Below are 11,959 nucleotides of genomic sequence, written 5' to 3'. Positions count from 1 at the left end.
CGGCCCCAATCATTTATGATGCAGCTATCCGCCTTGCAGCCTCATGGGAGCACACTGAAATGGCCCAGGAACTCTATACCCGCACCAATCAGAAACTGTTTTTTGCCGGTCTCGCCCTGGAATCAATGGCCAAGGCCGAACAAAGCCAGGCCATGAATGCCCAGGGCCTGGTCCAGGCCGAGCGCGAGTCGGCGCTGTTCCATCTGTATGGTGCGCTGCTGGGGCTGTGCCATGAAATTGGTGGCTTCTACCGCTTGCCGGTGGTTGCAGGGGTCGAGCAAGCCTTGGCTGACGACGCCCTGAGCGGCATCGCCATTCCGGAAGTGGCAGAGTTGCTGGAATTGGCTCGCCAGCGTGAAACGTGGCTGGCGCAAATGCTCCGTGCTTATGCCGATTTGTTCCGACCACCGGTCGCCAGGAAAGCGCCGAAAACCGACGTTACCCAACCCCTGATTCAAGCGGTCAATCTCGATGAACCTGAACCTGAACCTGAGCCTGCAGCGCTGTCGCGTGCCGAGCTGGAAAGCTGGCGCAACAACCTCAAGGGCTTGGTGAGACGTTTCCGCGACGCGTTGAGTGAGTGCTGATAGTCGCAGCGGCTGGTACAATAACGGCCTTTCGCGGAGAACTGCCATCTATGTCTACGTCTTTTCTGGAAATTGTCGAGTTGCCTGATGGCCGCATCGAACTGCGTCGCGCCGAGGATGAGGGCTCTCTGGTAACCCTGGATTTCTCGGAAGACGCCAAGGTGTTCCTGCAGGGGCAGCATGTGGAAGTGGCCAAGGCCATGCTCAGTGTGGGCGTGCAGATGGCCGGTCGCCTGATGGATGGCGAGCTCGAGCGTGATGAAGGGCCGCGCGTGCTGCACTGAGGGTGCAGCGGCGTATCAAGCTTTTTGAATTACCAGGCAAAGCCTGGACATCAGCCGAGGCGGATGTTCAGGCTTTGTGCGTTTCCGGTGCTGGCTGCGCGCAGAAGTTGCTGGCGTGAGGTGGCGTTGACGTTGCCCAGCCAGCTGACCACGGTGTGACTGAGGCCAAGGCGCAAAGCTTCGCAGGCCAGTTGCAGTGGGCTTTGATTGCTGCGGGGTTGCAGCAGCAGAATACGTTCACGGTTGAGCCCAGCATCGCGTAACCAGGCCTGTGTCAGGCTCGATGGCGGAGCGATCAGGGTCAGCCAGCGGGCCTCATCTTCTTCGCTCAGCTCGCGCAGGACGGGTGCCAGCAGGCTTTGGCAGTGCTCTGGGGCACCGCGTAGCGACAATTCGCTGAAGAGGTCCGGCTGGCTGCTCTTGCGTGCCAGTTCACTGGCTTTCAGGCCAGGTAGCACGGGTTGGGCGAGGAATGCTTCGAACAGGGGCAACTGGGCTTGCTCGGGTGCGTGAATGAACTGCTGCATGACGCCTCCTGGATCAGCGGCGAATGACGCCGACGCTCAAGCCCTCGATCACCAGCTCCTGTTCTTTCAGGTCGACTTCGATGGGGGCGAATTCGGGGTTTTCGGCAAGCAGCCAGACCTTGCTGCCTTCGCGCTTGAAGCGCTTGACGGTGACTTCGTCGCCGATGCGCGCTACCACGATTTGGCCGTTACGCGCTTCGCGGCAGGTGTGTACCGCCAGCAGGTCGCCATCGAAGATGCCGACGTCCTTCATGCTCATGCCGTGTACGCGCAGCAAATAGTCGGCCTGGGGGTGGAAGAAGGCAGGGTTGATGTTGCAGGATTGCTCGATGTGCTGTTCGGCAAGAATCGGCGCGCCAGCAGCAACCCGGCCGATGATCGGCAGGCCGCTTTCTTCGGCTTTGGTTTCCAGGCCAGGAATGCGGATGCCGCGCGAGGCGCCTGGCGTCATTTCGATCGCGCCCTTGCGGGCGAGGGCCTTGAGGTGCTCCTCGGCGGCGTTGGGCGATTTGAAACCCAGCTCCTGAGCGATTTCGGCGCGGGTCGGCGGGAAGCCGTTGTCTTCCAGGCAGCGCTTGATGAACGCGAGAATTTCGGCTTGGCGTGGCGTCAGTTTCAACATGGTGAGCGCTCTGTCTTTTTGTACAGTGACTGGGATTATATACAGTACTGGATGCGCTGCAAGCCAAAAGGCGCAATAAACAGTACAGGTGGCGCTTGCAGCCGGGCGTCTGGCACTTTTAAATGGCGACCGCCCGGTCACCGAGCCTTGACAGAAGCAGGGCTGAAACGTATGTTTCAAACACTTGTTTGTCTGGCGGAGTAGTCGGAGTAGTCATGGCCCAATCGGAAACCGTTGAACGCATTCTCGATGCTGCCGAGCAGCTGTTCGCGGAAAGGGGGTTCGCCGAAACCTCGTTGCGGCTGATTACCAGCAAGGCCGGGGTCAACCTGGCGGCCGTCAACTATCACTTCGGCTCCAAGAAGGCACTGATTCAGGCGGTGTTCTCGCGCTTCCTCGGCCCGTTCTGCACCAGCCTCGAGCGTGAGCTGGAGCGGCGCCAGGCCAAGCCGGAGCACAAGCCGACCCTCGAAGAACTGCTGGAAATGCTGGTAGAGCAGGCGTTGGCCGTGCAGCCGCGCAGCAACAACGACCTGTCGATCTTCATGCGCCTGCTGGGCCTGGCGTTCAGCCAGAGCCAGGGCCACCTGCGGCGTTATCTGGAAGACATGTACGGCAAGGTGTTCCGCCGCTACATGCTGCTGGTCAACGAGGCTGCGCCACGCATTCCGCCACTGGAGCTGTTCTGGCGCGTCCACTTCATGCTTGGTGCTGCGGCCTTCAGCATGTCTGGTATCAAGGCCCTGCGGGCGATTGCCGAGACCGACTTTGGCATCAACACCTCGATCGAGCAGGTGATGCGCCTGATGGTGCCGTTCCTGGCCGCAGGCATGCGCGCCGACAGCGGTGTCACCGACGATGCCATGGCCACTGCGCAGTTGCGCCCGCGCACCAAGATCAGTAGCGCCACAGCCAAGGCCTGAAGGCTGGGCGAGGCAGGGCGCTTCGGCTAAGCTAGCGCTCATGCCCGATCTCGATCTGCTGCACATCTCCCTTGCTGATCAATGCCTGTACGGTTTTGCCCGTGGCCAGCTGCGCGTGCGTGTGCCGGTTTCCACGGCGCGCAACGGTGCCGGTGAGCGCAATGGTTCAGGCTGCACGCCGCGTGGCATGCATCAGGTGCGGGCGAAGATTGGCGCGGGGCTGCCGCTGAATGCGGTATTGGTCGGGCGGCGCTGGGCTGGAGAGGTGTGGTCGCCGGAGTTGCATGCGAAAAATCCAGATCGCGACTGGATCCTCACTCGCATCCTCTGGCTCAGCGGCTGCGAACCCGGTGTCAACCGCCTGGGCGCGGTCGATACGTTTCGCCGCTATATCTACCTGCACGGCACCCCTGACACGGAACCCATGGGCATAGCGTTGTCCCATGGCTGCATACGCCTGCGCAACACCGACTTGCTAAGCCTGTTCGAGCGGGTGCCGGCCCATTGCCCGGTACGTATCGAGCAAGCCGCCTGCCCCCAGTGGGCGTCTCTGAAGTTTTCAATGAAGGATTACCCATGACCGTCAGCCTGCAAGGCTCCCTGATGGTGGATATCGCCGGTAAATGGCTGACCGCCGAAGACCGTCACCTGTTGCGTCAGCCCGAAGTGGCTGGCCTGATCATTTTTGCCCGCAACATCGACAGCCCGCGTCAGGTGCGCGAGTTGTGCGCGTCGATCCGCGCTATTCGCCCCGAGCTGATCCTGGCGGTGGACCAGGAAGGTGGCCGCGTACAGCGCCTGCGCCAGGGCTTTGTGCGGCTGCCAGCCATGCGCGCGCTGGCCGACAATGACAATGCCGATTACCTGGCAGAGCAGTGTGGCTGGCTGATGGCGACCGAGGTATTGGCGGTTGGCCTGGACCTCAGTTTTGCCCCTGTGCTCGACCTGGATCACCAGCGTAGTGCCGTGGTTGGCAGCCGAGCTTTCGAGGGTGACCCGCTGCGTGCCACGCAACTGGCCGGGGCGTTCATTCGTGGTATGAATGCGGCCGGCATGGCGGCCTGTGGCAAGCACTTCCCTGGGCACGGCTGGGCCGAGGCGGACTCGCATGTGGCGATTCCTACCGATGAGCGCAGCCTGGAGCAACTGCGCCAGGCCGACCTGGTGCCGTTCACCCGCCTGAGCGGGCAGTTGGCGGCAGTGATGCCGGCGCATGTCATCTACCCGCAGGTCGATAACCAGCCAGCTGGCTTCTCGCGGCGTTGGCTGCAGGACATCCTGCGTGGTGAGCTGGGCTTTGACGGGGTGATTTTCAGCGATGATCTGTCGATGGCCGGTGCGCATGTGGTGGGGGACGCGGCCAGTCGTATCGAGGCGGCGTTAAGCGCCGGCTGTGACATGGGCCTGGTATGCAATGACCGGGCGGCGGCAGAGCTGGCGCTGAGTGCGGCACAGCGCATGAAGGTCAAGCCGTCGCCGCGGATTGCGCGTATGCGCGGGCAAGGGTTTGCGCGGACCGATTACCGTCAGCAGCCGCGCTGGCTGGAGGCATTGGGTGCGTTGAAGGACGCTCAGCTGGTCGATTGATCGCGCTGGCCTCTTCGCGGGCGCGCTCGCGAAGAGGCCGGTACAGGTAGCAGAAGGTGCGGCCTCAACGCCCGCGCTTTCCAGGCAGCGGCGCAAACAGTGCCTCGATTTCTTCGTCGCCAAGCCGCCACTGCCCGGCTTGGCCGCCGTCCAGCAAGCTGGCCGCCAGCGCCGCCTTTTCCTGCTGCAACAGCTGAATCTTCTCTTCCACCGTCCCCCGGGTAATCAGCTTGAACACGAACACCGGCTTGTCCTGGCCAATGCGGTAGGCGCGGTCGGTGGCCTGGTTTTCGCTGGCCGGGTTCCACCAGGGGTCGAAGTGGATCACGGTGTCCGCAGCTGTCAGGTTCAAGCCCACGCCCCCCGCCTTGAGGCTGATCAGGAACACTTCGCTGTCACCCTGCTGAAACTGCCGCACGGGTGTGCGACGGTCGCGCGTGTCGCCGGTCAGCAAGCTGTAGCGGATCTTGCGCTTTTCCAGCTCCTGTTCGATCAGCGCCAGCATCGAGGTGAACTGCGAGAACAACAGCACGCGGCGGCCTTCGCTGAGCAGCTCTTCGAGCATTTCCAGCAGTGCACCCAGCTTGCCCTTGTCGGCCTGGTTGCCTTTGCTTTCCACGCCCTTGACCAGGCGCAGGTCGCAGCATACCTGGCGCAGCTTGAGCAGCGCGTCGAGGATGACGATCTGGCTGCGTGCGGCGCCATTGCGGGCAATTTCGTCGCGGACCTTCTGGTCCATGGCCACGCGCACGGCCTCGTAGGTATCGCGCTGGGCGTCGCTGAGTTCGACCCAGTGCACCATCTCGGTCTTGGCCGGTAGCTCGGTGGCCACCTGTTCCTTGGTGCGGCGCAGCAGGAACGGGCGGATGCGGCTGGCCAGGTGGGCCATGCGCTCGCTGTCGCCGTGGCGCTCGATCGGCGTGCGGTAGTCCTGGTTGAAGCGTTTGAGGTCGCCCAGCCAGCCGGGCATCAAGAAGTGGAAGATCGACCACAGCTCGCCCAGGTTGTTTTCCATCGGCGTACCGGTCAGGCACAGGCGCTGGCCGGCCTGCAGCTCGCAGACGGCGAGGGCGGCCTTGCTGGTGCTGCTCTTGATGTTCTGCGCCTCGTCCAGTACCAGGACGTGCCAGGCCTGTGTGCGCAGGTGTTCGAGGTCGCGTGGCATCAGGGCGTAGGTGGTCAGGACCAGATCGTACTCATGCAGCGTGGCAAAATGCTTGCTGCGCCCCGGCCCATGCAGTGCCAGTACGCGCAGATCGGGGGCGAAGCGCTGGGCTTCGTCGAGCCAGTTGGGTATCAGGCTGGTGGGCATGACCGCCAGTGCCGGTGTACTCAAGCGCCCGGATTCTTTCTCCAGCAGCAAGTGGGCCAAGGCCTGCAGGGTCTTGCCCAGGCCCATGTCGTCGCCCAGGATGCCACCGGTGCCCATCTCGCGAAGGGCCTGCAACCAGTTCAGGCCTTGTTGCTGGTAGGGGCGCATGCTGGCCTGCAGCCCTGTCGGTGGTTCAACCTGCAAATCACGGGCATCGCGCAGGCGCCGGCCCAGGTCGCGAACGTGCTCGCCGCCTTCCCATTGCAGGGGCAGGCCTTCGATTTCGTTCAGGCGCGCGGCGTCGGCACGTTCCATGCGCAGGGACGGGCCGGTTGTGTGTTCGTGCAGGTAGAGCTCGCCCAGGGTGGCCATGACCGCTTTGACGCGGCCATACGGGAGGGCGACGCGCAGGGCCGGGCTGTCCAGGCGACCACGGTTGAGGTCGATCAGCAGGTGCTCGTCGTCACTGCGCCGGGCCAGTTCGCTGGGGCGCAGCAGCTCTGGGCTGCTGCGTAGCAGTTGCAACACGATCGGCAGCAGGCTGTGACGCTGGCCATCGACCACAATGCCAAGCTCCAGGTCGAACCATTCATGGCCGGGCGCCTCGTCGATGCTCGCATACCAGTCGTCCACCTCCTGCAGGTTGAAGGCGAAGTCGCGCTGGACGTCTATGTTCCAACCGGCATGGCGCAAGCGCGGCAGGCCTTCGCGGGCGAAACGCAGCCAGGCCTCGTCGTCGGGCAGTTGGAACATTTCGCCGGCGCTGTCGGGCAGCGCCTTGCTCTGCCGGGTGGCGGCCTTGAAGCCCAGGTCGCGTAACACCTTGCGCAGGGCCTGTTCGGCTTGCGGCTGGCGGCGGATGCGCTGGCTGGTGTTGCCGACCAGGCGGGTCAGCGGCTTTTCGTCGTTACCGCTGGTACGCAGGTCGTCGTAGTCGAATGCCAGCGCGGCACGGTGTTGCAGTTGTCGCTGCATACGGCCGGTCTTGGGCATGTAGGCGCTGAATTCGAGGCTGCCCAGCGTCAGTCGCCCGTTTGGCGTGATGTCTTCGATATGTTCGGTGCTCACCGCAGTGGGCGTGGGGACGTGACGGTTCAAGGCGTTCAATCGGTGACTCAAGGGGATGACCAGATGCTCCGGCACGATGGGCGCGCGCGCAAGCTGGCTGGCAATGAAGGGGTCGAGGTCGTGGCGCAGTTTGCCGGTCAAATGCCGCTGTCGGTCGACATAGTGCATGGGCTCGATGGGCACTGCCCGCAACTGCTGGTGATCATCGTGGTACCAGGCGCCACGGTAGCTGCCATTGTCCAGCCTGACCCAGCGAAACTCGGCATGCAGCTCCGGCCCAGGGGACAGTGGCGCCAAGTCGTCCTCAAATAGCAGGCGACCGGTGGCCAGGGCATAGCTGTAGAGCTCCCCGCCCTGCTTGCCTTCCAGTTGCGCCATGGGCGTAGTGGTTTCGCTGCGCGAATCAATCAGGCGCAAAAGCCGCGCATCGTCTTCTGTGACGTAGCGAGGTGTGTAGTAGAGCATTTCGGGCATCGATGTGATGCGACCGATCTTCAAGGTGTCGTCTGCCTGTCGGTTGCCCTTGATCGGCTCGAGTCGCCAGACGCCGTGATCCACGTGAATGCGGTAATAGATTGCCGGGCCTTTGCGTGCTGGCCCTTGAGGCGATGCAGGTTGGGAGGGGGACTCAAGGGTTTGCACCCACAGGTTGAGGTCCGGTGGCAGCGACAGGGCGGATTGTTCATGGGGGCCTGCGGCGTCGAGGCCGTCCTGCAATTGCAGCAGCGCCGCGACGCAGTGTTTGCAGTTGAGCCCAACTGGGCAGCTGCAGCGCCCAAATACCCGCAGGTCCCCGTAGTTAACGACCAGCCGGATGTTCTGCTGGTAGGTCTCGCCTGTGGAGCCCTTGCAGATGGCTTCGATCGTTGCGCCGTGCAGCGACAGGATGCGTGCTCGCGCTTGCGCAGCATAGCTGCGGCCTCGTGCCATCGTGCCGGCTTCGATGAAGTCGACCCACCCCGGATAGGCCCTCAGCAGTTGCTGCGCATCGCCATCGCTCACATCACTGCTCCATCATCTCCGGGTCCATCACCGGCATTTTCGGCGTGCCCGGCGGTGTCACCTTCAGCAGCACCGCCAGGTGCCCACCGTCGAGGAAGGTCAGCTGGCCGCCCTTGACGTTGCTGTTGCTCTGCTTGAACTGCTCGCTTTGCAGCACGTTGCCGTTGCTGTCCAGCTGGTTGACCCAGAAGTTGGCCTCGACCGCGATGAAGCGGCCTTCAGCGACGCTGAGGTTGCCCTCGATAGGGAAGTGGCCGAACCGCTCGGCGCCTTCGCCCAGCGCGATGCGGCTGGGCTCGCTGCCTACTTGCTGTTGCCAGGCCTTGTGCAGCAGCACGGTGTAGTCGGCGGTGGCTTCCAGGCGGGTGGCTTCGTCTTCCAGCGCCAGGCGGCGTTCGGCGTCTTTTGCCAAGCGCGGGGCGCCGGCGCTCCAGTCTTCGGGGGCGAACGGGCTGGTGAAGGCGGGCACGCTGTTCTGCCGCACCAGAATCATTTCTACCTGATACAGGCCTTCGGCGAAGGCAGCTGGGGCGAACAGCGCCAGCAGCAGGGTCAGGCAACGGATGGCACGCATGGGTCTTCCTTAGGCAGGCTGTGGGGTCAGGCGCTCGAACAGCGCCTCCAGGGTATTGAAACGTTCGTCGGGGCGTTCCATCGGCACCAGGAAACGGAACTGGGTAGCACCTTCGAACTTGTATCGTTTGGGCTGGCCCTGGATCAGCTTGATCAGGGTCAGCGGGTCGACCGGGGTTTCGGCTTCGAACTCGAGCTTGCCGCCGTTGGGGCCGGCATCGACTTTCTTGATGCCGAGCTTTTCCGCGTGCAGCTTGAGCGAAGTCAGGCGCATCAGGTTCTTGGTTGGCTCGGGCAGCAAGCCGAAGCGGTCGATCATCTCGACCTGCAGGTCCTTGAGGCCTTCCTCGTCGGCAGCCGAGGCGATGCGTTTGTACAGGATCAGCCGCGCATGCACGTCGGGCAGGTAGTCCTCGGGGATCAGCGCCGGCAGGCGCAGGTTGATCTCCGGGCCGCCGCCCAGTGGTTGTTCAAGGTTTGGCTGGGTGCCTTTACGGATTGCCTTGACCGCGCGCTCGAGCATTTCCATGTACAGGGTGAAGCCCACGGCCTGGATCTGCCCGCTCTGGCCTTCGCCCAGCAGCTCGCCGGCACCGCGGATTTCCAGGTCGTTGGTGGCCAGCACAAAGCCCGCGCCCAGGTCCTGGGTGTTGGCGATGGCTTCCAGGCGCTTTTCGGCGTCGGCACTGACCTTCTGCCGGGTCGGCGTGAGCAGGTAGGCGTAGGCCTGGTGGTGGCTACGGCCAACTCGGCCGCGCAGCTGGTGCAACTGGGCCAGGCCGAACTTGTCGGCACGTTCGATGACGATGGTGTTGGCGCTGGGCACGTCGATGCCGGTTTCGATGATGGTCGAGGCTACCAGCACGTTGAAGCGCTTGTGGTAGAAGTCGCTCATCACCTGTTCCAGCTCGCGTTCGCGCATTTGCCCATGGCCAATGCCGATGCGAGCCTCGGGCACCAGCTCGGCGAGGTCGGCGGCGCATTTTTCGATGGTTTTCACATCGTTGTGCAGGTAGTAAACCTGGCCGCCGCGCAGCAGCTCACGCAGCAGCGCTTCCTTCACCGTGCTCTTGTTCTGCTCCATGACGAAGGTGCGCACGGACAGGCGGCGCGCCGGCGGCGTGGCGATGATGGACAGGTCGCGCATGCCCGCCACAGCCATGTTCAGCGTGCGCGGAATCGGCGTGGCGGTCAGGGTGAGAATGTCGACCTCGCTGCGCAGGGCCTTGAGCTGTTCCTTCTGGCGCACGCCAAAGCGGTGTTCTTCGTCGATGATGGCCAGGCCCAGGTCCTTGAAGCGCACATCGTCCTGCAGCAGCTTGTGGGTGCCGATGAGAATGTCGATCTTGCCTTCGGCAAGGTCGGCGGCAGCGGCGGCCACTTCCTTGGCCGACTTGAAGCGGCTCATCACCTCCACCGTCACCGGCCAGTCGGCGAAGCGGTCGCGGAAGCTGTTGTAGTGCTGCTGGGCCAAAAGGGTGGTGGGCACCAGTACGGCCACCTGGCGGCCGCTGTGCACGGCGATGAATGCCGCGCGCATGGCCACTTCGGTCTTGCCGAAGCCCACATCGCCGCAGACCAGGCGGTCCATCGGCTTGGGCGCCAGCATGTCGGCACGCACGGCTTCGATGGCGGCCTGTTGGTCCGGGGTTTCCTCGAACGGGAAGCCAGCGCTGAAGGTGGCGTAGTCGGCTGACGGGTCGGCAAATGCATAGCCCTTGCGTGCGGCGCGACGGGCATAGATGTCGAGCAGCTCGGCGGCCACGTCGCGCACCTGTTCGGCGGCTTTTCGCTTGGCTTTCTGCCAGGCCTCCGAGCCCAGCCGGTGCAGCGGTGCCAACGCATCGTCGCTGCCGGTGTAGCGGGCGATCAGGTGCAGGTTGGCCACTGGCACGTACAGCTTGGCGTTCTCGGCGTATTCCAGGGTGAGAAATTCGGCGGCCTGGCCGTCGATTTCCAGCGTGGCCAGGCCCAGGTAGCGACCAACGCCATGGTCGATGTGCACCACCGGTGCGCCTTCGCGCAGCTCGGTGAGGTTCTTGATGACTGCATCGTTGGCGGTTTCGCCGCGTTTGTCACGGCGCCGGCGTTGCATCACCCGCTGGCCGAACAGCGGGCTTTCGGCGACCAGGGCCAGGCCTGGGTCGTCCAGCAGCAGGCCGTCGTCCAGCGGCGCGATGGTGATTGCCAGGCGCTCGCTGCCGGTAACGAAGTCGTCCCAGCCGTCGACGGTATGCGGGCGCAGCTTCAGCCGCTCGAGCAGCTCCAGCAGCACTTCACGGCGCCCCGCCGATTCGGCGGTGAACAGCACGCGGCCGGGGAACTGGTCGAGGAAGTTGGCCAGCTCGGCCAGCGGCTGGTTGGCCTTGGCTTCGATGGCCAGGTTGGGTAGCGCGCGTGCCGGAAAGCGTTCGCGACCCACACCTGGGTCGAGGTCTTCGCTGCTGACCACCACCCGAGGCCATTGTTTGAGCTGGGCGAAGCAGTCCTCCACCGGCAGGAACAGTTCGGCCGGTGGCAGCAGCGGCCGGCTGAGGTCGCCACGGCGGTCTTCATAGCGCCCACGCACGTCGTTCCAGAAGTGTTCGGCGGCCTGTTCCACGCCAGGCAGCGAGAACACCTGGGTGTCGGCCGGCAGGTAGTCGAACAGGGTCGAAGTTTCTTCGAAGAACAGCGGCAGGTAGTACTCGATGCCAGCGGGAATAATGCCGCTGGCCAGGTCCTGGAAGATCGCGCTGCGGCGGAAATCGACATCGAAGCGCTCGCGAAAGCGTGCCTTGAAGCGGGTCACTTCCTCTTTCTGCATCGGGAATTCACGCGCCGGCAGTAGGCGCACCGAATCCACCTTGTCGATCGAGCGTTGGGTCTCGGGGTCGAAGGTGCGCAGCGTCTCGATCTCGTCATCGAACAGGTCGATGCGGTAGGGCAGCTTGCTGCCCATCGGGAACAGATCGATCAGCGCGCCGCGCACGGCGAACTCGCCATGCTCGTAGACGGTGTCGACGCAGCGATAGCCGCTGGCCTCCAGGCGCGTGCGCATTTGTTCCACATCGATGGTCTGGCCCACATCCAGCACCAGGCTGCTGCCCAGCAGGAAGCGCGTGGGTGCCAGGCGGTGCAGGGCGGTGGTGATCGGCACCACGAGGATGCCGTGGCTCAGTTCCGGCAGGCGGTACAGGCTGGCGATGCGCTGGGAAATGATGTCCTGGTGCGGCGAGAACAGGTCGTAGGGCAGGGTTTCCCAATCGGGGAACGGCAGCACCGGCAGGTCCGGGGCGAAGAAGCGCAGCTCCTGCTCCAGACGGTCGGCGGCCTGGCTGTCGGCTGTCAGCAGCAGGGTGAAGCGGCCAGCGCTGGTGGCGGCCTCGGCGATGGCAAGGCTGAGGGCGGCACCGGGCAGGTTGCCCCAGGTTTGTTTGCCGGCCGTGGCCGACATGTGCGGAAGGCGCAGAACTGACACGGGAGATTGCACTC

10 protein-coding genes are annotated in these 11,959 nt (G+C 63.9%); 5 read left to right on the top strand and 5 right to left on the bottom strand.

Annotation, left to right across the window (positions count from 1 at the left end):
- The first annotated feature begins 59 nt into the window (after positions 1-59).
- Positions 60-587 (top strand): DUF6586 family protein, encoded by a 528-nt coding sequence (locus DM807_RS24410; protein ID WP_179028057.1) that lies wholly within the window; start codon positions 60-62, stop codon positions 585-587.
- A 50-nt stretch (positions 588-637) separates the two neighbouring features.
- Positions 638-871 (top strand): hypothetical protein, encoded by a 234-nt coding sequence (locus tag DM807_RS24405; protein ID WP_003248777.1) that lies wholly within the window; start codon positions 638-640, stop codon positions 869-871.
- Between the two features lie 50 nt (positions 872-921).
- Here DM807_RS24405 and sulA read toward each other — a convergent pair whose 3' ends face one another.
- Positions 922-1,398 (bottom strand): SOS-induced cell division inhibitor SulA, encoded by a 477-nt coding sequence (gene sulA, locus DM807_RS24400; RefSeq protein ID WP_012271347.1) that lies wholly within the window; start codon positions 1,396-1,398, stop codon positions 922-924.
- A 13-nt stretch (positions 1,399-1,411) separates the two neighbouring features.
- Positions 1,412-2,020: a transcriptional repressor LexA gene (lexA, locus tag DM807_RS24395; protein WP_012271348.1), complete on the bottom strand. Its 609-nt coding sequence runs from the start codon at positions 2,018-2,020 to the stop codon at positions 1,412-1,414.
- 215 nt (positions 2,021-2,235) lie between these two features.
- On the opposite strand from lexA, the gene DM807_RS24390 reads away from it, so the two are divergent.
- Genes DM807_RS24390 through nagZ form a run of 3 tightly spaced genes read left to right on the top strand, consistent with a single transcriptional unit; the run spans position 2,236 to position 4,530 of the window.
- Entirely contained in the window at positions 2,236-2,943 is a 708-nt protein-coding gene (locus DM807_RS24390; protein ID WP_012271349.1) for a TetR/AcrR family transcriptional regulator, read from the top strand.
- Between the two features lie 40 nt (positions 2,944-2,983).
- Entirely contained in the window at positions 2,984-3,523 is a 540-nt protein-coding gene (locus tag DM807_RS24385; RefSeq protein ID WP_012271350.1) for a L,D-transpeptidase, read from the top strand.
- 8 nt (positions 3,524-3,531) lie between these two features.
- Positions 3,532-4,530 carry a beta-N-acetylhexosaminidase gene (gene nagZ / locus DM807_RS24380; protein WP_179028070.1) on the top strand — a complete coding sequence of 333 codons (999 nt, stop codon included), beginning with the start codon at positions 3,532-3,534 and terminating at the stop codon, positions 4,528-4,530.
- Positions 4,531-4,594: 64 nt separating this feature from the next.
- On the opposite strand, the gene DM807_RS24375 is transcribed toward nagZ, so the two are convergent.
- From DM807_RS24375 to mfd, 3 genes are read right to left on the bottom strand one after another with little or no spacing between them, the layout of a single operon-like run.
- Positions 4,595-7,912, bottom strand: a complete 3,318-nt coding sequence (locus DM807_RS24375) for an SNF2-related protein (protein ID WP_179028056.1) — start codon at positions 7,910-7,912, stop codon at positions 4,595-4,597.
- 1 nt (position 7,913) lies between these two features.
- Complete coding sequence (locus DM807_RS24370; protein ID WP_012271353.1) at positions 7,914-8,486, bottom strand: CsiV family protein; 573 nt, start codon at positions 8,484-8,486, stop codon at positions 7,914-7,916.
- A 9-nt stretch (positions 8,487-8,495) separates the two neighbouring features.
- The gene (gene mfd / locus DM807_RS24365) at positions 8,496-11,945 is read right to left on the bottom strand and encodes a transcription-repair coupling factor (protein ID WP_060494072.1); all 3,450 of its coding nucleotides are present in this window, start codon (positions 11,943-11,945) and stop codon (positions 8,496-8,498) included.
- Between the last annotated feature and the right edge of the window lie 14 nt (positions 11,946-11,959).

It is taken from the genome of Pseudomonas hunanensis, assembly GCF_013393325.1.
Taxonomy (GTDB): domain Bacteria; phylum Pseudomonadota; class Gammaproteobacteria; order Pseudomonadales; family Pseudomonadaceae; genus Aquipseudomonas; species Aquipseudomonas putida_P.
The sequence above is the reverse complement of the archived record's forward strand: the minus strand, read 5'-3'. Positions and strand labels throughout refer to the sequence as shown.